This is a genomic window from Sulfurimonas sp. HSL-1716 (assembly GCF_039645975.1).
Lineage (GTDB): Bacteria > Campylobacterota > Campylobacteria > Campylobacterales > Sulfurimonadaceae > Hydrocurvibacter > Hydrocurvibacter sulfurireducens.
In genome coordinates, this window is the sequence record NZ_CP147918.1 from 2143168 (window position 1) to 2166271 (window position 23104).

The 23104-nt window shown below is 41.3% G+C and carries 17 protein-coding genes; 11 read left to right on the plus strand and 6 right to left on the minus strand.

Features of this window, described 5'->3' with window-relative positions; genetic code table 11:
• Window positions 1-4: 4 nt before the first annotated feature.
• A complete protein-coding gene (gene mgtE, locus WCY03_RS10975; protein ID WP_345992864.1) occupies window positions 5-1372 on the minus strand; it encodes a magnesium transporter in 1368 nt (455 codons plus the stop codon).
• A gap of 113 nt (window positions 1373-1485) precedes the next feature.
• On the opposite strand from mgtE, the gene WCY03_RS10980 reads away from it, so the two are divergent.
• The 4 genes from WCY03_RS10980 (at window position 1486) to WCY03_RS10995 (ending at window position 8659) form a co-directional block, all read left to right on the plus strand.
• On the plus strand, window positions 1486-2460 hold the full coding sequence (locus WCY03_RS10980; RefSeq protein ID WP_345992865.1) for a mechanosensitive ion channel domain-containing protein: 975 nt from the start codon (window positions 1486-1488) through the stop codon (window positions 2458-2460).
• A complete protein-coding gene (locus tag WCY03_RS10985; RefSeq protein WP_345992866.1) occupies window positions 2461-4371 on the plus strand; it encodes a TIGR00341 family protein in 1911 nt (636 codons plus the stop codon).
• Between the two features lie 108 nt (window positions 4372-4479).
• Window positions 4480-6489 (plus strand): EAL domain-containing protein, encoded by a 2010-nt coding sequence (locus WCY03_RS10990; protein WP_345992867.1) that lies wholly within the window; start codon window positions 4480-4482, stop codon window positions 6487-6489.
• 1 nt (window position 6490) lies between these two features.
• Window positions 6491-8659 carry a PAS domain S-box protein gene (locus tag WCY03_RS10995; RefSeq protein WP_345992868.1) on the plus strand — a complete coding sequence of 723 codons (2169 nt, stop codon included), beginning with the start codon at window positions 6491-6493 and terminating at the stop codon, window positions 8657-8659.
• A gap of 5 nt (window positions 8660-8664) precedes the next feature.
• Here the strand turns inward: WCY03_RS10995 and corA are convergent, their stop codons facing one another.
• From corA to rpsT, 3 genes are all read right to left on the minus strand, one after another.
• Window positions 8665-9705, minus strand: a complete 1041-nt coding sequence (gene corA / locus WCY03_RS11000) for a magnesium/cobalt transporter CorA (RefSeq protein WP_345992869.1) — start codon at window positions 9703-9705, stop codon at window positions 8665-8667.
• A 107-nt stretch (window positions 9706-9812) separates the two neighbouring features.
• Window positions 9813-10880: a peptide chain release factor 1 gene (gene prfA, locus WCY03_RS11005; protein ID WP_345992870.1), complete on the minus strand. Its 1068-nt coding sequence runs from the start codon at window positions 10878-10880 to the stop codon at window positions 9813-9815.
• 15 nt (window positions 10881-10895) lie between these two features.
• Entirely contained in the window at window positions 10896-11156 is a 261-nt protein-coding gene (gene rpsT / locus WCY03_RS11010; RefSeq protein ID WP_345992871.1) for a 30S ribosomal protein S20, read from the minus strand.
• Between the two features lie 136 nt (window positions 11157-11292).
• On the opposite strand from rpsT, the gene glmM reads away from it, so the two are divergent.
• The 7 genes from glmM (at window position 11293) to WCY03_RS11045 (ending at window position 18301) form a co-directional block, all read left to right on the plus strand.
• A complete protein-coding gene (glmM, locus tag WCY03_RS11015) occupies window positions 11293-12633 on the plus strand; it encodes a phosphoglucosamine mutase (RefSeq protein WP_345992872.1) in 1341 nt (446 codons plus the stop codon).
• Complete coding sequence (lspA, locus tag WCY03_RS11020) at window positions 12626-13129, plus strand: signal peptidase II (protein ID WP_345992873.1); 504 nt, start codon at window positions 12626-12628, stop codon at window positions 13127-13129. The genes glmM and lspA overlap by 8 nt, the downstream gene beginning before the upstream one ends.
• Before the next feature lie 85 nt (window positions 13130-13214).
• The gene (tig, locus tag WCY03_RS11025; protein WP_345992874.1) at window positions 13215-14516 is read left to right on the plus strand and encodes a trigger factor; all 1302 of its coding nucleotides are present in this window, start codon (window positions 13215-13217) and stop codon (window positions 14514-14516) included.
• Window position 14517: 1 nt separating this feature from the next.
• Window positions 14518-15111 carry an ATP-dependent Clp endopeptidase proteolytic subunit ClpP gene (clpP, locus tag WCY03_RS11030; protein WP_345992875.1) on the plus strand — a complete coding sequence of 198 codons (594 nt, stop codon included), beginning with the start codon at window positions 14518-14520 and terminating at the stop codon, window positions 15109-15111.
• A gap of 8 nt (window positions 15112-15119) precedes the next feature.
• Window positions 15120-16172: a GGDEF domain-containing protein gene (locus WCY03_RS11035; RefSeq protein ID WP_345992876.1), complete on the plus strand. Its 1053-nt coding sequence runs from the start codon at window positions 15120-15122 to the stop codon at window positions 16170-16172.
• A 21-nt stretch (window positions 16173-16193) separates the two neighbouring features.
• A complete protein-coding gene (gene def / locus WCY03_RS11040; RefSeq protein WP_345992877.1) occupies window positions 16194-16712 on the plus strand; it encodes a peptide deformylase in 519 nt (172 codons plus the stop codon).
• Between the two features lie 83 nt (window positions 16713-16795).
• Window positions 16796-18301 (plus strand): YifB family Mg chelatase-like AAA ATPase, encoded by a 1506-nt coding sequence (locus tag WCY03_RS11045; protein ID WP_345992878.1) that lies wholly within the window; start codon window positions 16796-16798, stop codon window positions 18299-18301.
• Window positions 18302-18330: 29 nt separating this feature from the next.
• On the opposite strand, the gene WCY03_RS11050 is transcribed toward WCY03_RS11045, so the two are convergent.
• Window positions 18331-19431, minus strand: coding sequence for a YeiH family protein (locus tag WCY03_RS11050; RefSeq protein WP_345992879.1), 1101 nt, complete (start codon window positions 19429-19431; stop codon window positions 18331-18333).
• Between the two features lie 84 nt (window positions 19432-19515).
• Window positions 19516-23073 carry a DUF748 domain-containing protein gene (locus WCY03_RS11055; protein WP_345992880.1) on the minus strand — a complete coding sequence of 1186 codons (3558 nt, stop codon included), beginning with the start codon at window positions 23071-23073 and terminating at the stop codon, window positions 19516-19518.
• Window positions 23074-23104: the final 31 nt, after the last annotated feature.

Genomic DNA, 23104 nt, shown 5'->3' on the forward strand with positions numbered 1-23104 from the left:
TCTCCTATAATAATATAACGCTCGCCAGCCCGAGAAAACTGAAAAAGCCCACTACGTCGGTAACGGTCGTGAGCAGCACCGTACTCCCGATGGCAGGATCGATATCCGCTTTTCTTAAAAGCAAAGGGATAACGCTTCCGAAAAAACCTGCACTTAAAAGGTTTATGATCATTGAAAGTGCAATTACCACTCCAAGAAGCGGTATATGAAACCAAAAATACGCCACGACCCCTATAACAAAAGCAAACAGAAAACCGTTTGCCAGCGATACAAGGATCTCTTTGTATATCGTTTTTCTGGCATCCGAGCCTTCGATCTCACCCAGCGCCATTTTACGTACGGTAACCGTCAGTGTCTGTGTTCCCGCATTGCCGCCCATAGAAGCGACGATCGGCATCAAAACCGCAAGAGCCACGATCGATTGGATGGTATGGTCAAAAAGACCGATGACAAGTGAAGCGGCTATCGCCGTTACAAGGTTGATACCCAGCCATATCGCCCTACTCTTACCGATCTCGTAGATATCCTCCTCCTGTTCGATCTCGTCATTGACCCCGGCAAGATTATATATCTGCTCGGTTGCACTCTCTTCGATAATATCGTAGATATCATCAGATGTTATCCTTCCGATGAGTTTGTTATGATCATCGACGACCGCGATCGCGTTGAGGTTGTAGTTGGTAACCATCTCTACCACGTCTTGAATATCCGTTTTATGGTAAACACTAAACGTCGTATGCTTCTCTTTTGGTATGTCTGAAAACTTCAGCTCATGTTCGAAGATTATGAGATCCTCCAAACTCACCGCACCGAGATATTTATGCTGGTTGTCAAGAAGGTATGCCTGCCAGACGTTATCTATCTCGTTTTCCTCTTTAAGCCTTTTAAGCCTTTTAATGGCCGTACCGATATTCTCGTTTATATGAGCGCTGAAAAGCTCCGTCTGCATATAGGCACCGGCCTCATCCTCTTCATACGAAATAAGTTTTTGGATCAGTACCTGATCTTCGTCATCGAAATTTTCAAGGATCTCCTGAGCCGTATCTTCATGCTCCTCTTGAATATTTTGGATAAACGTCGCGGCATCGTCGGTATCCATGTTCGATGCGATATCGGCAAGCTTTTTGGTGCTTAAGAGTTCAGCTACCTCCTCTTGGACATAATCGGGAAACTCGGAGAGGATATCCGCGAAAAGCTCATGAGGAATGATCTTGATGATAGAGAGATACTCTTCATCGCTTATATCCCTCAGCTCAAGGAGTTGTTCGGCGATATCGTATGGATGGACGGTGGTATTGTTCTCTTTATATTGCTCTATCTCTAAATTGATTGTATTTTTAAGGGCAGTGAGCTCTTCTTGACTTGCTTCCATCAACAATTCCATTTTTAAAATTAAATAAATATAATGTTTTATTAAAACTGCTATTCTATTTCGATATTATAACATTTATAAAGGCATATCATTTTAAAGATTAAAGGAAAGATATGAGATTGAAAATATTCGGATCTGCAGCCGTTTTGCTGCTCGCATGTAACTCCTTATTTGCCCAAAGTGCCCATGAATCGGTCTTAAGTACCGAAGTCAAAAATCTTGCCGTCAGTTTTATGAGTATTCTTATGAAACCTATCTTTACGATCAACAACGTCGAAGTAAGCTCTTTAAAGATCTTTGTCTCCGTACTTGTCTTTGTTTTTGGTTTTTTTGTCGGGGGATACTACAAAGTCCACATCCAAAGGATAAATGCAAAAAAACATTCCATCAGTTCATCTACAAAAACCATTTTGGCAAATTTGGGATACTATACGATCCTTATCATCTCGTTTTTGATAGCGCTCAATATCATAGGCATCAATCTCTCCTCCATCGCCCTTGTCGCAGGTGCACTTTCGGTAGGTATCGGTTTTGGTCTGCAAAACATAGTGTCCAACTTCGTTTCCGGATTGATCCTGATGTTTGAGAGAAGCGTAAAGGTCGGAGATTACGTCGAGCTTTCCGAAACGCTCCGTGGACATATCGTTGATATACGTATGCGTTCGACCGTCTTAAATACAAATGCCAACATCGACGTTATCGTCCCGAATCAGAACTTTATCCAAAACAGCGTAATAAACTGGACCATGAACGACAACATAAAACGATTCGATATCCCTTTTGGCGTCGCATACGGAACCAGAGCGCAGCTTGTGATGGATGTCGTTTTAAAAGCCGTCGAAGATGCCGCTTTTAACGATGTATATATCACCGATGAAAAACGCACGAGAGTCATTATGACGGGGATGGGCAACAGCAGCGTGAACTTTGAGCTCATGGTATGGATACAGGGAGAAAACATCTTTCGTCCCAGAAGAACGACATCGAGATTTTTGGTGCTTATCTATGAAGCTCTTTATGCAAACGGTATCGAAATACCCTTTCCGCAGCTTGATCTGCATATTAAAAACAACGCAAAAGAGGATTAGATGCAAGACCAGATCCACATCGTAGCCGACAGTCTCAAGGGATCGGAAAACTTTTCTGCCGTTATTAAATATTTCAAGACCCGCTACGAACTTGACCCGGTGATCTGCGGGCCTTTGGAGGAGTGCGGCGAGGACACAGAATCCAAACTCTTCTTTTTATATCTCACCGATAAAGAGATAAAGCCGTTTTTACAAAACCACATCCGAAAAAATGTCGATATCGTTATACTGCCAAACGACGGCTGCAAATACGCCATAAGAAGTTACGGTATTTCAAAAGATATCTTTGAAGCGGTCGATGACGGATTTAACGAAAAGCTTCTAAGCAAGATGGATATCCTTCTGTGTAACGGACTTGTAGTATTAAGCAGCGTCGTTATAGGAGATATGCATGGCCTTTACAAGCTCAACCTGGAAAAAAATACAAAGATCGGTAAAATAAAAATACTGCTCGAACATCTTAAAAGGATCAGGTTTAAAAGCTATACTCTCACTACGGCAAAAGAGCAAAAGATACTTACGGCGGCTTCGGGCATAACCGTCGTCGAACAGTCGATCGCAAACGAGCGCTCGGCGATAAGCGACGAACTTTCAATACATGACGGAAAACTAAATGCCTTTATTCTGGCACCTACCTCGCTTCTATCTTATTTGGGCTACCTTGTCTCCATATTCTTCTATCAAAGGATCTCCATCCTCGCTCTTCCGAAAAGTCTTGGTTATATAAAGACTTCAAAGCTCGTTATCGAATCTGCAAAACCTATGGATTATATGATCGACGACGATCTGCTCAGCTCCAAAGAGATCATTCTTGAAGTCGTACAAGACGGCTTGAGCATCTGCCTTGGCAGAGGATTGGAAGAAAAGGTCAAAAGCGATACGAATATCATCGAAGAGAAAGACACCGTCAAGATCAACTCCCTTCCAAAAGGAGAGATCGGAAACATTCTCATAAACAGCGAAAGGCTTCCGTTTTTCAAAAAAGCCGGGGAAGAGGATTTTAAAGATCTGTTTGTTAGCCTGAGAAACAGTGCAGGTTTTTCATACATATACGTAACGCTTATGATACTGAGCACACTGCTTGCAACCACGGGGCTCTTTGCAAATTCGACGCCCGTCGTCATAGGCGCGATGATCCTTTCTCCCCTTATGTCTCCGATAGTTTCGCTCTCTATGGGTATCATACGTTCAGACAGGTCTCTGCTTGAACAGAGCACCAAAACATTGATGACGGGTATCGTCATAACACTTCTTTTTTCATCGTTTTTTACTGTTTTGATCCCTCTGCACCAGATAACTTCCGAGATGCAGGGACGTCTCAATCCAAATCTTCTTGATCTCATGGTTGCCGTATTTTCAGGTATCGCCGGAGCGTACGCGACGGCCAAAGAGGAGGTCGCCAAATCTCTTGCGGGTGTCGCTATCGCCGTCGCGCTTGTACCTCCGCTGAGCGTTACCGGGATCGGCATAGGGCTGGGCGATCTTGATATCATGTACGGCTCTTTTTTACTTTTTATCACCAATCTTGTGGGCATAATGCTCAGTGCATCTTTGACTTTCATAGTTTTGGGTTACGCTCCCGTGACAAGAGCAAAAAAAGGCATCTTTTTTACTGCGGTCCTACTGGTCTTTATCACGATCCCCCTTGTTCTTTCGTTTGCCCACATAGTCGAAACAAGCAATTATCTTACGAAATTAAAAACCATCACTACGACAAAAATAGATAGCGAAGCACTGACTCTTAATATAAAAAGTCTGGATACGAAGGATGAAACGATATTCATAGAAATGGAAGTTGTCTCGAACCGTTCGCTCACTCATATAGAGCTTGAGCAGATCAAGTCGAAGATTCAGAAATATTTTAAAAAAAGGATCGTACTTAACATATCTATGAAAATAATTATAAACTAAAATTAACCGTTTTAGGTCGTTTTTATTTTTTATCGAAGATTATGTGCTAGAATACTCGCTATTATTTCTTTTCTGGATATCATATAACTTTATATTTAGGACACCATTATGATAGATCTCAAGGTCATGCTCGTAGAAGATGATACAGTTTTAAGGGAGCGGCTCTCAAGCATCCTCTCCCGTGAAATAAAAGAGTTAAAAAGTTATTCCGACGCGTCTGCTGCGATCGCCGATTTTAAAGAGTATGATCCCGATTTGATCATAACGGATATAAAAATGCCCAATATGACCGGACTCGAGATGATCTCCGTTATGAAAAAAGATGCTCCTGATATTCCCGTTATCATAGCTTCGGCGTTTAACGATACGAACCTTTTTTTAGATGCTATAAAACTCAAAGTCGACAACTTTATCATAAAACCCGTAGATGTCGACGAACTGCTTAAGATCATAAGCGGTATCGCGGAGAAAATCAATCTGAATAAAGAGCTTCTGGAAAAAAACACGCTTCTCAACCAATACAAACATATAGTCGACCTGAGCTCTTATATAACCGTTACGGACAAAAAAGGGAACATAACATACGCAAACGATAAGTTCTGCGCACTTTCCGGATACGACTGCGAGGAGATCATAGGTTCGCCTCACAATATCGTAAGGCATCCCGATGTGGACAAGAGTTTTTTTAAGGAGATGTGGCAGACCATTCTTGACAGAAAAGTCTGGCAGGGAGTCGTCAAAAACAGAAAAAAAGACGGCACGAGCTATTATGTCGATACGACGATCTCACCTATATTCGATTCAAGCGGAGAGATCAAAGAGTTTATCTCCATAAAAAAAGATATCACCGATATGATACTTAACCGCCTTCAACTGGAAAGAGATATCATAACAGACAGGCTGACGGATCTTCCAAACAGAATGAGCCTTCAAACGGCGTTAAAAAATCCGCACAGAAATACGCAGATAATGCTGTTGGACATAGACCGTTTCAAAGATATCAATATGCTTTTCGGTATCCATTTTGGAGACAATGTCTTGATGTATTTTGCACAGACGATGCAAAAACTCTCGCCCTCAAAGGATTTTGAGTTTTTTCGCATCGCAGCCGATGAGTTTATTGTCCTGTATAAAGGCAATGAACAAAATGCTCTTGAAAAGTATGCCGGCGACCTGAAGCACTATATCCACTCCTATCCTTTCACTTTTCAGGATATCTCCTTTGAAATAGATTTCACTTCCGTCATAGTCTCCTGTAAAGAGTCGCACTGTACCTCTTTGGAAAACCTTCAAAGAGTCATGGAAGAGGCCAAACACAAGCGTAAGCCTATAAACGTCTATGAAAGCATCGAGGACAATGATAAAACATATAAATATAATTTTACTTGGACGCAGAAGATAAAAAAAGCTATAAGCGAGAACCGATTGGAACTGTTCTATCAGCCGATTTATGACGTAGAAAAAGAGTGCATCACAAAATATGAATCCCTTATAAGACTTATCGAACCTGACGGAACCGTCGTAACTCCGGAGTTCTTTTTAAAAGTTGCCAAACTCTCCAGAAGCTACAGGGATTTGACGAAAATCGTCATCACGCAGGCATTTCAAAAAGCTTCCGAAACGGGTTTTCAGTTCTCTATCAACCTTTCCATCGAAGATTTGACGGATGAAGACACCATCTCCTTTTTAATAGAAAAGATCCAAGAACACGATCTTAAAGACAAGATCATCGTAGAGGTCCTCGAATCAGAGGGGATCGAGAACTTCGAACTTATAAAATCCGTCTTTAAAAGGCTGAAAAACGCCGGTTTTGAAATCGCAATAGATGATTTTGGAAGCGGATATTCGAACTTCTATTATCTTGCGAGCCTCTCCATCGATATACTTAAGATCGACGGTTCTCTTATCAAAAATATCGTGACCGATTACAGTTCAAGGATCATCGTGCAGTCCATCGTTATGTTTGCCCGCCAGCTTGATATCAAATGCGTTGCGGAGTTCGTCTCGGATAAAGAGATCTTCGACGCCGTTAAAGAACTTGGTGTAGATCTGATACAAGGCTATTATATCGCACGGCCTTCAAGAGATATAGACCTGCATCCGCCGCAAGAACCGTAAAATGAAAAAATACTGGATCATACTCGTTGTAAATATCTTCCTTTCGTTTTTTCTCCTTTTCTTTGTCACGAACCTCGTAGATAGCGATATCAAAGAGAACATACTTCAAAACGTTTCATCGCAGCATGATTTTATAAAGTTCGAGATAAACAGTTTTAAGAAAAACGAACGCTCTCTTTTAAAAATGCTCTCAGAAAACCCCACCGTATCGGATTGCTTGGAGCATAAAAAATGTTCGCTCGGTGACAGCAAACTCTTTTACGATCTTGCTCAAAGCAAACAAGATATCATACAGTTGCGACTGATAGATAAAAACGGTATCGAACGTATCAGAGTAGACAGGGATGACAAAGGGGATCTGAGGCAACTCGCGCAAAAAGAACTTCAAAATAGAAGCGACAGAGACTATTTTAAGGATTTTATGGCTTTGAATCCTAAAGAAACGGCATTTTCAAAGCTTGATCTCAATACAAAAATAAATGACAAAAAAGATCCGTTTAATCCTATACTGCGCTCCGGCACCGCTGTTTTTATAAACGGCAAAAAAGAGGGTATCGTCGTTATAGACTACTCTATGCATGAATGGCTGAACATGCTTGAAAGAAACTCCAATATCAATTTGTACCTCATAGATAAAGAGGGCTATTTTCTGCTTCACAACGACCCGGCTTGGGCATGGTCAAGATATCAGAATCCTCCGAGAAAGAGCAAAGGTTTTTTTGGTTTTTCCCTGAATTTCGATCAACTCTCTAAACTGAATCGTCTGGTGTGGATATCGGACAAAATGATAGCATCGCCTCTTCGCCTCTTTAGCAACGACCTCATCGCCGTATACGAACCAAAAGTTGATCAAAACAGGCTTGTTTTTTCAAAAATTATCGAGTTTGTCACGGTTATGCTCATTGTTCTGCTTCTGCTTTTTGCGCCCATAATAAAGATCTTGCATCTTCTGTATAAAAAGATGCTCTTTGAAAAGAATCTCTCCGAAAAAAACGCAACCTATCTAAACGCTATGTTTGACAGCAGTTTCGATGCCGTGATAGTCATCGACAAAAAAGGGATTATCCAAAAAATAAATGCTGTAGTATGCGAAATATTCGGATACGGACCTGACGAACTGATCGGAAAGAACGTCAATATTATGGTCCCCGAACCGCACCGCTCTTTACACGATGATTACGTCAAAAACTATCACAGCAATGCCAAAAAAATAATAGACCATGACAGAAATTTAAATGCCATAAAAAAAGACGGAACCCTGTTTCCGGTATCTTTGGTCGTCACGCAGATGGTACTCGATCATGAGATATATTTTATAGGCACGCTGCGCGATCTGACAAATATCAAAAAACTCAAAGATATGCAAAAAGAGAAAGAGAGTATGCTGCTTCATCAGTCGAAACTGGCATCGATGGGCGAAATGCTCGGTGCGATCGCTCACCAATGGAGACAGCCGCTGAACTCGATAGGGCTTATTGTCCAGGATCTCTTATCGGCCTATAAACACAACGATCTGGATGAAGCTTACTTTCAAAAATCGAAAAAAGACGTTTTTGAACAGTTGAACTTCATGTCAAATACAATAGACCAGTTCAGAAAGTTTTTTACCGACGATATGAAGTTCGAGACCGTCAACATCATACATCTGATCGATGATATTTACAATCTCTACTGGGCTCAGCTAAAAGAGCATCATATAAAACTTGAAGTCTATTGCAAAGACAGAAGAGACGGCCAGATACTCTGCGACATCTCCGATAAAAACAACATCGATATCGATATGTACAATATAGACAGCATATCATCGGATATAAAACAGCTGATACTAAACCTTATAACCAATGCAAAAGACGCCATAGACGTGATAAAAAATGCCGACGATGATCAAAGAAAGATAACTATCAACCTTCTTCCAGAAAAAGACAGGTTTCTCATAATTGTAAAAGATCTGGCCGGAGGAATACCAAAAGAGATTCGAGACAGGATCTTTGAACCATACTTTACGACCAAGGATATGGGAACGGGACTGGGTCTTTTTATTGCGCAGACTTTAGCGACAAACAGGCTAAAAGGGAAGCTGGAACTCAACACGCAAGAGTATGAGGTCAAGAACAAAAAATATGAAGGCACGACGTTTACGCTGACGCTCTTTAAGACGCCTGACGCATAAACTCGCTAAAACCATTTTCGAAATTTGAAATAAATCAATAAAAACACGGGAATTATGATCATCAGTATATTTGAAAAGTAGTATGCATCCTGTGATTCGAAGATCGTCTCGTACTTAAAGTTCATCCCGAAATATCCCGTTAAAAACGAAAGAGGAATAAATATCGTAGCGATGATGGAAAGCGTTTTCATGATCTCGTTCATGCGATTGCTGAGTGTCGAAAGGTAGATATCCAAAAAACTCGACACGCTGTCTCTGTATCCTTCGATGATATCGATGATGTTTATAACATGATCGTACGTGTCTTTAAAATAGATATGATACTGCTGTTTCACGCCGTCGGAGATTAAAAGAGCGTTCAGCAGTTCACGCAGCGGCCATACGGATTTTTTAAGTTCTACCAGCGTCCGCTTTAGGTCATGAACATTTTGTATGCTCTGTCTTGTAGGGTTGTTCAGTATTTCGTCTTCGATATCTTCTATCTTCTCGCCTATCTTTTCCAGTACGATAAAATATTGATCTACAAGATAATCGATAAGTGCAAAGAAGAGATATTCATTCCCCTCTCTCCTCATTCGAGAATCTTTTTTTGCGATCCTTTTTTTGATTATCTCAAATCTTTGAGGCGAATCGTCGGCAAAAGTTATCAAAAAGTCCTCTTTTAAGACAAACGAGATCTGAGAAAATTTCAGTTCCTCTCCGACATACTCGATATATTTGAGTATCACGAATATGTAGTTTTCAAACTCTTCTATCTTCGGCCTGTGAGCTACAGAAAGGATATCTTCTGCGACTAGTGAATGGATATTAAAACTCCCGCACAGCTTCGCAATACTCTCTTGATCGCTTATAGGCTCGATATGAACCCAGGTCGGCATACTCTTTTCGGAGCGCTTTAAAAGCGTTTCTATGCACTCCAAACTATCGCACTCCTGCGTAAGCACTTCGTTTAGATCATATTTTATAATCGTGATCTCCGGTTTCTTGATCTCTACGTCACCCGTATAGATAGCAGTACCGGGAGAGAGCCCTACTTTTTCCGTCATTTTTATATCCATATTTTGCAGTTAGGAATATTGTAGCAAAGAAATTATTAATATTTATCGGAAATTTAAAGAGGCTGCATGCAAGAACTGTCTCACATGCAAAGGTCTTACAGACCTGCGGATTCTACAATCTTAGCCTGATGGTCGGCTATCAGCGGTTCTATGACCTCATCGAGCAGCCCGCCGTCCATGATCTCGTTAAGCCTGTAAAGAGTCAGACCTATACGGTGGTCGGATATACGGTTTTGAGGATAATTGTATGTACGGATACGTCCGCTCCTGTCCCCCGTACCTACCTGCATTGCACGGGCCTCGCTGTCTTTGGCCTGGAGTTCTTGCATCTGCATATCGTACAGACGCGCTTTAAGAACCTTCATCGCTTTTTCTTTATTCTTGTGCTGAGATTTCTGATCCTGATTCGTCACGACTATACCCGTAGGTATATGCGTGATACGTACGGCGGAATCGGTGGTGTTGACACTCTGCCCGCCGCATCCGCTGGAGCGCATGACGTCGATCTTAAGATCGTTCTCGTTTATCTGGATCTCAACATCATCAACCTCGGCCATAACGGCAACGGTGATCGCCGACGTGTGGACACGCCCTTGAGATTCTGTCGCGGGAACGCGCTGAACACGGTGTGTCCCGCCTTCAAATTTCAATCTGCTATAGACCTGTTCACCCTTGACAAGGGCGATAACCTCTTTATATCCGCCCGATTCGGACGGAGACGTGCTCATCAGTTCGACTTTCCAATTGCGGTTTTCGGCATAACGAAGATATGCATCAAAAAGATCTCCGACAAAGATGGCGGCTTCATCACCGCCCGCTCCTGCACGAAGTTCTATAATGGTGTTTCTATCGTCGTTAGGATCTTTTGGCAGAAGAAGAAGTTTTATCTCCTCTTCGAGTTCATCGACACGAGGCTCGAGTTCTTTGAGCTCCTCTTTTGCCATATCCGACATCTCAGGATCGTAAAGCATGGATTTCGCGTCTTCGATCTGTGAAAGTACGGCTTTATACTCGTTTGCTTTTTCAACGATGTCTGAAAGTGAAGATTGTTCTTTGGAGAGTTCTGTCATCCTTTTGATGTCAGAGGTTATATCGGGCGAACTAAGCAGTCTGCTTAGCTCATTATAGCGATTGATAAACGGATTTAGTTTATCTGACAGCATTGAAACCCTAATAAATTATATAGCGTTTACAGCTCTATGTAGACGACTTACTTTTCTTGCAGCAGTCTCTTTTTTCAAGATACCTTTGCTTACGAATGTGTGAAGTTGTTTATTTGCAACTTTAAAAGCAGCTTCTGCTTCTGTTTTATTTCCCGCTTCAATAGCAGAACGGACATCTTTAACGATGTTTTTTAAACGTGTACGGTAGAAACGGTTACGCTCTGTACGAACGATAGTTTGGCGGATACGTTTCAAAGATGACTTATGATTTGCCATATAATGAGTCCTTCTCATAAAATTTAGTGTCGAATATTACCTTAAATATAATTAAATTTAAGTTAAAGCTAAAGAAAACTATATTTTTTAATCTAATATGTTAAAATACCGCCAATTGATATTGACAGGACGATTTATGAGACTTTTTGGAACTGACGGAGTACGCGGACAAGCCGGAAGTGTTTTGACGGCTTCTTTAGCTATGCGGCTGGCTCAAGCCGCGGGTGTTTATTTTAAAAAACAGGCCAGAACAAGACGCATTCTTGTTGGAAAAGATACCAGAAGAAGCGGCTATATGATAGAAAACGCTATAGTCAGCGGATTGACGTCGGTGGGATACGACGTGATCCAGATAGGTCCTATGCCTACGCCTGCCATCGCATTTTTAACGGAAAATATGCGATGCGACGCCGGCATCATGATCAGCGCCTCGCATAATCCTTATGACGATAACGGTATCAAATTCTTCGATAAACATGGCGATAAACTCTCAAAAGAGGTCGAGCAGGAGATAGAAGCCATATATTTTGATGATTCCAAAGTAGAAGAAGCCTGCGTTATCGGCAAAAACATCGGCCAGGCAAAACGTATAGACGACGTAATCGGGCGTTATATCATTCAGCTTAAAAACTCTTTTCCTACCGAACTCACCCTGCAGGATATGAGGATTGTTCTCGATACCGCCAACGGGGCAGGATACAAGGTCGGTCCGACGGTCTTAGAAGAGCTTGGCGCGGAGGTCATCGTTTTGCATGACAAGCCCGACGGTTTTAACATCAACGAAGGGTGCGGAGCACTGCATACCAAAGAGCTGTGCGCAGCCGTAAAAAAATACAGAGCCGATCTGGGAATAGCCCTTGACGGAGATGCGGACAGAGTCGTCATAGTGGACGAGAACGGAGAGGTGGTCGACGGGGACCAGCTTCTCGGCGCACTCGGGCTTTATCTTCATCACAATAACAGACTCAAAGGCGACGGCATCGTCGCTACGGTGATGAGCAATCAGGCTCTTGAAGACGCTCTGGCTCAAGACGGACTAAAGCTTTACCGCAGCGACGTGGGAGACAAAAACGTCTTGGACATAATGAACAAACATGGGATGAACTTCGGCGGTGAACAAAGCGGACATATCATCATCCATGATTACGCGAAAACAGGCGACGGGCTTGTAAGCGCTCTGCAGGTCTTGGCGCTGATCATCTCAAGAAAAGCTTCCGCTTCCGCAGTTTTACGCCCTTTTACTCTTTATCCTCAAGAACTTGTGAATATAAACATCAAACATAAAAAGCCGCTTGAGGAGATAGAGGGGCTTGAAAAAATACTAGAGACTCTTGAAGAGGAGCATATACGCCATCTCATCAGATATTCGGGAACGGAGAACAAACTGCGCATCTTGCTTGAAGCAAAAGATGAAAAGAAGATAAACAGCGCTATGAAAATGATAGTAGACTTTTTAAGCACGAAGCTCAATGCTTAAGCCGACCTATAAACTGCTGCTGCCGCTGATTCTTTCGATCATAGGTATCTTTATGATCGATCAAGGCATAAAAGAGTTTTTTATCCTAAAAGCGATGGATATGTACGGTGTTCCGCAGGATTATCTTTATACCCGCGCTCTTGATATCTACCAGACAAGCTGTATAAATCTGCGTCTTGTTTTTAACTACGGCGTGGCTTTTTCGATGTTCGCTTTTTTAGAAGATTCTCTCAAATGGATACAGCTTCTGCTTATCTCGGGAGCATTTGTCTATGTCGTCAACCTAAAAAAAAGCTGTTACACACTTCCTGCAGGTATACTCATAGGAGCCGGCTTTTCAAACATATACGACAGGTTTGTTCACGGCGGAGTCGTCGATTATGTCTACTGGCACTGCGGTTTTGATTTTGCGATATTCAATTTTGCGGATGTTATGATAGATCTGGCCGTACTATGGCTGCTGCTGTTAAATTTTAAACCTCGGCTTTGCAAATAATATATGTTAAAGAACTTTTTTGGTATTATTGCTCAAAATTATCACAATAGAAGACCTATGCCAAAATAGGAAATAAAGGAAATTGATGGATATCAAAGCAAACAAAATCGATACGGCGAATGCCAATATTAAAGCTACGATCTCAAACGATGTGATCCAGGCAAATGTCGATAAAATCGCTAAACAGCTTAGCAAAACAGCCAATATTGCCGGCTTTAGAAAAGGCAAAGTACCTTTGAGCGCGGTAAAAAAACAGTACGGAGCAAAATTATTAGAAGATGCCGAAACACAATCTCTACGCGATGTACTTGATGCTGGTTTAAAACAGATAGAGGTCGCTGCCGAAAGTCTTATAGGCGATCCGCAGGTAGTCAAGTTTGATAAAAGCGATGAGAAAATAGAAGTAGAAGTCAAAATTGCAATGCGTCCCGAGATCGATCTTGGAGAGTACGCTTCTTTGATAGATACTTTTGAAAAACCGGAAGTGACGGACGAAGAGGTCATGTCCCGTATAAAAGAGCTTGCCGAATCTCAGGCTCCGCTCAAAAACAGCAAAAGTGCGCGCAAGCTTAAAAAAGGCGATACCGTGAGCATCGACTTTGAAGGTTTTCTCGACGGTGTAGCATTTGAAGGCGGAAAAGCCGAAGCATTCTCGCTGCAGCTCGGTTCAGGTCAATTCATCCCGGGATTTGAAGACCAGGTTATCGGTATGAAAAAAGGCGAAGAGAAAACTATTACAGTTACTTTCCCTGCGGATTACGGCAGTGAGAAACTAGCGGGCAAAGAGACCGAATTCAAAGTAAAAGTAAATGCCATCCAAGAAAAAGAGGAAGTGGCACTCGATGACGAACTGGCTAAAAAAATGCTTCCGGGCGAAGATGATGCCAGCTTTGAAAAGCTGAAAGAACAGGTAAAAACCCAACTGGAAAACGAAAAGCTTTCACAACTTTACAACTCTGAACTAAAACCTAAATTGCTGGAAACTTTCGTAGCCAAAATCGAATTTGCTCTGCCGGAATTTGTGGTCGATCAAGAGATAGATATGGCTATCAACAAAAAAGCTCAGACAATGAGCGAAGATGAATTAAAAGAGCTAAGAGAAAATGCCGATAAAGTAACTGAACTTCGCGAAACGTTCCGCGAAGATGCAGCAAACAGCGTAAAAGCGACATTCATCATCGATGCTTTGGCAAAAGCCGAAAATATCTCTGTAACGGAGCAGGAATTGATGCAGACTATCTATTTTGAAGCTATGCAGATGGGACAAGATCCTCAACAAACATACACTCACTATCAAAATTCAGGATATCTGCCGGCTATTCAAATGGCTATGGTCGAAGATAAAGTCCTTAACAAACTTTTAAATGCAAAGATAAAAGACGCATAATATGAGTTATATCCCGTATGTAGTAGAAAAATCCGGTCGTGGTGAGCGTTCGTATGATATCTACTCCCGTCTTTTAAAAGATCGTATCGTCATGTTGAGCGGTGAAGTCAACGATGCCGTCGCTTCGACCATCGTTGCACAGTTTCTGTTTTTGGAAGCGGAAGATCCGGAGAAAGATATCTATTTTTACATCAACTCTCCTGGAGGCGTCGTAACATCGGGTATGGCAATATTTGACACAATGAACTATATTCGTCCCGACGTCGCTACGATCTGTATAGGTCAAGCGGCATCCATGGGTTCGTTTCTGCTAAGTTCGGGTACAAAAGGCAAGCGTTACGCTCTTCCTCATGCCAGAATCATGATACACCAGCCTCTAGGCGGTGCGCAGGGGCAAGCTTCTGATATAGCGATTCAAGCAGAGGAGATACTCAGAATGAAATCCGAGTTAAACTCCATCCTTGCAAAAAATACCGGACAAAATATTAAAAAACTCGAAAAAGACACCGACAGAGACCACTTTATGAGTGCTACAGAAGCTAAAAACTATGGTATAATCGATGAAGTTTTAATCAAAAAAGAAAAAGAAGAGTAGGATGGACAATGGCTAAATCATTAAGAAAAAGACGAGATATTACAAATGTATCTCTTGAAGATGATGAAAGTTTAAACGACACGATCTCGTCAAGCTTTAATGATCCGAGCAATGACGTCGAACTCTACTCGAAAGAGGTTTTGGATTCTCTTTTAAAAGACAATCTTCCACCGACTCCCAACAACTTTTCGCTCTATTTCGACAGGCTGCTCGAAGATAAAAGCGATACTCTCCGCAAGCAGATAAAAGCCATCTTGCAGCTGGAAGAGACAAACAACGATGAAGCAACGATCGAACTGGAAAGAACGCTCAAACATGGATTTGTCTCGGTTAAAAGCATCCTTTCCGTTTCGGCAGGCTTATATAAGAACATGACTCTTATGACCAAGATCCTGGCAAAAAGAAAAGATGAAATATCGCAGAACAAAGATTCTAAAAATGTTCTAAGCGTCATCTCCTCTCTCGAAACCGATCTCGGCAAACTCGATGAGATATTGAAAAAACAGATTTCAAACCTAAAATCTTTGTACGACCATACTGCAACGATAGTCAAGAATGTCGAGAACGAAACCATTTTTGATAATAAATACGGAATATACAATAAACGATACCTATTAAACAAAGTGGAACAGGAGATCCAGCTCATCAAAGAGTTCAAACACAAAAGTACTATTATCATGATAGAACTTTCCAACGAACTCGTAAAAGAGATCATAAACGAAAAAGCCCTTATGCTTATGACCAGAACCATTGCACGACTTCTGATGAAAACATCCAGAAGAAGCGATACCGTCGCTCATTACGGAAACGGCGTATTTTCTATGCTCTTAAAGCACACCGATATCGACAGTGCAATAAAAGCAGCACAGAGACTCAGTGAACTTGTTCAAAACAGCAATTTCTTCTTGGCGGACAAAGAGATAGAACTAAAGGTCTCCATCGGGATCACTCCGATACTCCATACCTCAACAACAGACGAGATCATCGTCAATGCTCTAAAAGCTATGGAAACGGCATATAAGGATCCGACAATTACCTACATTGTACTTAACGACCAATAACAATGAAAGATCAAAATAAAAATGAACCTTACAATTCTGACATATCCGGATAAACGACTAAAACAAAAATCAAAAAACGTAACCAAATTTGACGAAAACATACACAAACTCTTAGATGCCATGAATGAGACTATGCTTCTGTCAAATGGTATAGGACTGGCTGCCATACAGGTGAACCACCCCTTGAACATATTGATCTTGAATATTCCCGACAGCGAAGGAAATCAGCCCACGGAGAATCTCATGGAGATCATAAACCCTATTCTTATAAAAAAAGAGGGATCGACCGTTTATCAGGAGGGTTGTCTAAGCGTCCCCGGATTTTACGAAGATATCGAACGCTATGAGACGATAACGATAAATTATCAAGACAGAGACGGAAATACCAAAACTTTAGACGCAGACGGTTTGCTGAGTATCGCGATTCAGCATGAGATGGATCATCTGACGGGAAATCTTTTCATTGAAAAACTCTCATATGCAAGACGCAAAAAATTTGAAAAAGAGTATAAAAAAGCGATAAAAGAGAAAAGACTCTGATCTTTTCTTAAAAAATATTTCATTCTGCAATAAAACAAGCATCGCTGCTTCTCTTTGCTATCCTTACATGTAAGGAATCAAAGATGAAACAGGTAAACTGCGCAACGTATGAAGGGATAGAAGCCAAGGTAGTTCAAGTAGAATCCAGTCTGACAAAAGGACTGCCCTCTTTTAACATCGTGGGAATTGCTTCTACTTCTATCAACGAATCCAAAGAACGTGTCAAATCCGCGCTGCTTAGCAACGGCTTTTCGTTTCCTCCCAAAAGATTCATTATAAACCTTAGCCCAAGCGACCTAAAAAAAGAGGGAAGCCATTTTGATCTAAGTATTGCACTACTGCTGCTTATGGACGATCAGGAAACCGATATCTCCGATTGGTTCGTATTTGGAGAACTGGGACTCGACGGACAGATAAAAGAGAACAAATATCTCTATCCCCTTATTTTATCCCTCGCCAACCAAAATCTTATAAAAAAAGCTATCGTACCAAAAGAGAGTCTGAAAAAACTTACAAAAATAGCAAAAGTGGAGTTTTACGGTGCAGCGCACATAAAAGACGCCTTGAACCTGCTAAAAAGCGATGACCATACGATATTGCCGAGTCCGTCGACGGCTATTGAATACGACTTTATATCCGCTCAGGAAAAGCTGTACTATTTAAATGAATACAGATATGACTTTAAAGACGTAAAAGGCCAAAAGATCGCAAAACGTGCGGCGCTCATAGCAGCTGCAGGATTTCACAACATAATACTTGAAGGCAGTCCGGGATGCGGAAAATCGATGATCGCACAGAGATTAAGATATATCCTTCCTCCTATGAACTCTGCAGATATATTGGAAGTCGCCAAACTTCAAGCCCTGGACGGATGCGAACCGGATTTTAAGCCGATCCGCCCTTTTCGTTCTCCTCACCACACTTCGACACAGGCAAGTATTTTCGGAGGTGGATCATATACTGCAAAAATAGGCGAAGTGGGACTCAGTCATTCCGGGATCCTCTTTTTTGACGAGCTTCCGCACTATTCCAAAAATATTCTTGAAGCACTGAGAGAGCCTTTGCAAGACGATAAGATACGTATCTCCAGAGTCAACTCGAAAGTACAATACCCGGCAGCTTTTCTTTTTGTTGCAGCAATGAATCCTTGTCCATGCGGCAATCTTTTAAATCCGGCAAAAGAGTGCAGATGCAATGAACTTGATATTAAAAAATACAAAAACAGGCTTTCCGATCCTTTTTTAGACCGTATAGATATCGCTGTAACAATGCAGAATATATCTGCTGCTGATCGAAGTGACGTGACTTCAAAACAACTGCATGAAAAAGTACTTCAAACAACGGAGTTTATCTCCAAACGCGGGCAAAACAGCTTTAACGGAAAACTCTCGGATGAGGAGATAGAGAGATTTTGTGTCTTAAACGATGAAGCAAAAGATATTTTAGATAATGCGGTACTTCGGTTTTCACTCTCCTTTAGAGCCATAAAAAAAGTGCAAAAAGTAGCCCGTACGATCGCCGATCTGGAACAACGGGAACTTATCGGGAAAAAAGATATTCTTGAAGCGCTTAGTTATAGAAGAAGATAAAGGCATGCAGATATATGCATACCTTAGATTTAGACAACGGAAGTAATAAACTTAGTTACCAAAAAGCCGCCTACTACCAACCATGCAAACATTCCGAGTGCCGTATAAATAGGCGCAAGTCCCAAACCTTTGAACTTTGCAAAACGGGTCCCCATACCAAGTGCGGTCATCGCCATCGTAAGTAAAAAAGTATCGATTACGTTGATCTTTCCTATTAAGGTATGCACGGTATCTGCTATTGCGGCACCGCCGCCTTGAAGATACATCTCGATAAGAGAGTTTACTCCCGCCATTCCTATGAAATAAACTGCAAACCAAGGGATAACAAGCTTAACGGCTCCTGCAACCGCACCCGTTTTTTTGGCTTGATACGAAAGGTAAAGACCCAGTACAATGAGCATAGGAGCGATCAAAATAACTCTGGTCATCTTAACGATAACGGCGCTGTTAGACATCTCTACCGGAGCTCCGGGAATCGACGCCGGAACCGCCACAACCTGTGCAACTTCATGAATAGTACCGCCCGTATATATCCCAAATTGCTGCGGCGTCATATGCAAAAATCCTGATGCAGGTTCGATAATGGCAGCATAAAGAACAGGATACAAGAACATAGAGATAGTTCCAAACAATACGACCATACTAACCGCAACCGCAGCTTTATGACCTTCAGCCTTTAAGACCGGTTCTGTCGCAAGTACTGCTGCCGCTCCGCAAACAGAAGCTCCCGAAGCAGTAAGCATAGAAGTATCACGGTCGAGCTTAAAGAATTTCTGCCCTATCCATGTTCCAAGAACAAAAGTCGTAGCCAGCATGGTTAAAGAAACTAAAAATCCTTCCAATCCGACTGCCGCTATCTGTTGAAACGTAAGACGAAACCCGTAAAACACGATAGCAAAGCGCAATATCTTTTTACCTGAAAATACGATACCCGTTTCCCATGTTTTTGGAAAATGATTGTGAAGAGTATTTGCGTAAAAAATACCAATAACGATACCCACGACAAGCGGAGATATTCCAAGATGTTTGATCGGTCCGAGCGCTGCAATGTATGTAGCCGAAGCAGCTACCAATGCAACGAAGATGATACCGCTGACGGTACCCTTGCGATTCTCTTTAGAAAATGCCATATTAGCCCCTTAAATATAATTACAGAAGTATATTGTAATTTTTTAGATAAGCCAAATAAAATATTTTTTATTTTTTATTCAAAATTATTTAACATTTACGTCGAGTTTTGTTTTGATCCATTTATCGGTTATCTCTGTTTGTTTTATTGCATCGAATTTGACCCTTGTTTCGTCAAGATGATGATTTATAATGAGATAATCACGAATCGTTTTTGCTCTCGCGTCAGCCAGTTTTTTTACGTCGTCTTCACTTACGGTCATAAACGAACTGTCGATATCTACCAGCCGTGACAAATACTTCTGTTTAAACTGTTCTTTATCCGTATACTCTTTTTCCAGCTTACTTCTTATCTCATCGAGTTTATCCTCTTTTACATATTTCTTATAGATATCTTCGAGCATCTCTGCGGTAAGGGCATTTCTTTTTTCATCTTCGTTCGTTATACCGCTTTTTTTGACGACCTGCTCTATCAATTTCGCTACTTGCAGCGCTTTTTTGTCGGCAGCATCGTCATATGTTCCGCTAATCATCAAACGCAGTTTCGAACGTTTGTTTAGCGCTTTTGCCAGATTGTCAAGTTTTTCTCTCTCCGGCGGCAGTAAAACGGTTTTCCCCGCTTCAAAATCTATCGCTTCTAGTTTTTCTCCGTCTATACCAAGCATAGAACCAAGCAGTCTAAACGGTGCCGTTACGGCTTTTGTGATAAGTCCTCCCAGAGTTTTCCATACCAAAGCGCCGTATTTAAAGTCCGGATTGTTCATATCCCCTTTTATAGGCATATCGATATCTATGACACCATCGTTGTCTTCAAGCAGGGCAATGGCGAATCCCAAAGGAAGCACCGTGATCTTATCATCCTTTATGGTATCGCCCAGTTTTATTTTTTTGATGATTATGCTGTTTGAAGCATCCAGTTTGGAGTTGTCTATCTTATACCCAAGATCCAAAAACAGTTTTCCTTCATCTATCTTGTAACCGGCAAAGTTGGCGGAATACGGAGAAAGATTACTGAGATCGAGATTTCTGAATACGACGCTCATATCCGTAAAAAGCTTAGGGTTCGCAGCATTTATCGAACCGTTGATCTTTGCCGAACCGTAAGCGTCCACGATCCCATCAAGATCTATATAGCTTGTCTCGACCAACTGGTTCGAGATGCCGTACACTTTGCCGTTTAGATCATGAATGTTGGTCTGGAACTTTAAAGGCAGGGACAAGTCGGCAAATTTTGCACTTCCGTTTTTTATCGTCACGTCCATGATCCTGATCGGAAAACTGTTTTTTTGTGTCTGATTCGTGTCATTTTTCACGCTCAGATTTTCATCACTCGGTTTTACTTTAGAAAGCTTGGCAAAATTTATCGTTTTGTTCTGGTCTATAACGGCATCTACATAAAAAGAATCGAGGACGGCTTTATCCACATACAGCCTGTCGGGGGCGTATTCAAAAGTATATGCGGGGATGGAAAGTTTATTAAAAGAGATAAGACTGCTGTTATTTTGCGTATCGTTGATAAAAAGCTCATCTATGCTGAGCGATCCGTTTACAACCAGATCGGCCGATTTTTTTGACGGCGAGAATCTCTCTTTTGCTTTGAAACCAAAATATCCGTCATCAAGTTTCATATATGTATATTCGTCGATATAGGGGTTTAAAAACTTCAATGAAAGTTTCGCGATATCGATGCTTCCTCTTTGTTTTAAAGGCGTATGACGGAGCTTGCCGTTTGCTTTTATTCTGCCGCTGTTATTTATTTTCGCGCTAAGATCATAATTGAGCCAGCTCCATTTCTTCGAATCGATGTTTCCTGCGTGAAAATATATTTTATCTACCGAAGTCTTTGCCGGCTTCGCAAGCGTTTTATCTTCAAACCTGACATTTGCATCTTTTATATCAAAGCCCTTTACCAGGACTCTCCAATCTTTTTGCACTCCATGATCTTTTTTCTTTGCCTGCTTCACCGCTTTTGGCACGACGATTTTGTCTATATTGACAATGCCGTTTTTATATCGGGACAGAAATATCTTCGGTTCTATGATCGAAGAGGAAGCAATTTCGATACTACTTTTATCCGTATCTGCAGATATATTTTTTAAATTGAACTCATGTAAAGAGAACAGCCGTTCACCAGTCGTTTTTTTCGAAATTCCCAACGATTTCAATGCAAAATCGGCATCGGATATCTTTACATTTACGGATGAATTTTCATCTTTGACATCTACTTTCGAGTCAAAATTCACAACAGCACTGTCCAGTTTCAGATCATACTTTTTGAGGGATTTTTTTGCGGCATCGTCTATATACGGTCTAAACTGCACCAAATTCAGACCGCTGCAGTTGAGGGATGAAAAAAGATCCAGCTTTTTCATGGTCAAAGAACCCTCAGCCGTACAATCAAACCCGTTATTGATCTGTGTGATAAGCTGATATTGTAACGGGGTAGTACCCAGCGTCGTTGCGTTTTTGATGTGCAGATAAAACTTGTCAAGAGTCGTTGTCACGTTTGGAATGATATACTTGTCTTGCAGGCTTACTTTGAAATCTTTTATATCTATATCGTCAATTGTAAGGTCAAAAGGCGACGCAGTGCTCTCTTTTTTATTCTCGCCGGCCGTTTGGTTGTTATCGCCACTATATTTTAAATAATCCTGCCAGTCTATCTTTGCCTCACCGATCCTTTGTAGCTTTGCATTCAAACCCGAAAGAGAGAGACTGGATATATGCGCTTTTTGTTTTAAAGGCATAGCAGAGATACCTTCTATTTTCAGGCTCTTCACATTCAAAATGTCGAAGTTTTCATTTTTTGGTTTTACCCTTAGTTTCGAGACATTCACTGCCGCATCGTATATCTTTAGATCCGTCAGGTCATCAAGATCAACATGATACTTCGAACCGATACTGACCTTGCCGTCCGCTACCTCGATATTTAATTTGTCTTTTAGATATTTCCACTGCGTGTACAGCCTGCTCGCTTCAAACTCAAAACTGCCGTCCGCCACAAAAGGAGAGATCGATTTGATGCTGTTGGTTATTTTGATGTAAGCGCCGTCATTGAGTTCTGCTCTAAAAACGGATGTGGACGTACTTTTGTTTGTGGAGTTATTATCACCGGTGTCAATATCCCTGATAACAAACTGCAGATCGTTCACCGAAACATCGTAAGGTGCCGAACCGGTATAATCCTCATACCGTACAGATCCGTCGGTTATCGATATTTTATCGAGCATTATCCTCGGAGGTTTCGAAGATGGTGAGGATGTTTTCTTATCCGGTCCTTTCGCTATGCTTAAAAGATTCAATTTTTTCTCTTTTGTATAGACGACATCCAGCCTAGGGGTATTGATCTCTATATCCCTAAAATGTATATTGCCCATTAACAACGAGTACAATTCTATATTCGCACTGAATTTTTCCACCGAAAAGATGGTTTTATTTTTCGGAGAAATTAGTTTCAAGTCGTTTAAAGTAAGACGGAAACTATAGGGGTTGAAGTATGCGGATCTTAACTCGATATGACCGTTTATCTGCTTATCGGCGATCCCTATAACTTTTGTTTTGATCAAATAGGGAACTATCAAAAAGCCCGCTATACTGTAGACGATCACCGCACTAAAAAAGATTTTTTTTAAAATAGTTTTCATACGCCACCCCTTAAGTAGAGATGTAACCATT